Origin of the sequence: Pseudomonas sp. SIMBA_067 (assembly GCF_046534675.1) — a bacterium.
In the GTDB taxonomy this organism is placed as follows: domain Bacteria; phylum Pseudomonadota; class Gammaproteobacteria; order Pseudomonadales; family Pseudomonadaceae; genus Aquipseudomonas; species Aquipseudomonas putida.
In genome coordinates this window covers 1-243 of sequence record NZ_JAWRYH010001151.1, presented here as the reverse complement: position 1 = coordinate 243, position 243 = coordinate 1, and the positions used below count along the sequence as shown (strand labels likewise).

Here is a 243-nt window from a genome sequence, read left to right as displayed (position 1 = left end):
CTGGGTGTGAAGCACGTCTTCCTGTTGCCAGGCGGAGGTGCCATGCACCTCAACGACGCGGTCGGCAAGCACCCCAACCTGGATGTGGTGGCCTGCCACCATGAACAGGCCGCCGCGATTGCCGCCGAAGCCTACTGCCGGATCAACGAGAACATCGGTGTGGCGATGGTCACCACTGGCCCGGGAGCGACCAATGCGGTGACTGCCGTTGCCGGTGCCTGGATCGAGTCGGTGCCGTTGCTG

1 protein-coding gene is annotated in these 243 nt (G+C 65.0%); it reads left to right on the top strand.

Annotated elements, in window-relative coordinates; all coding sequences use genetic code 11:
• A partial coding sequence (locus SB765_RS32910) for a thiamine pyrophosphate-binding protein (RefSeq protein WP_410932932.1) occupies positions 1–243 on the top strand: 243 nt, incomplete at both ends.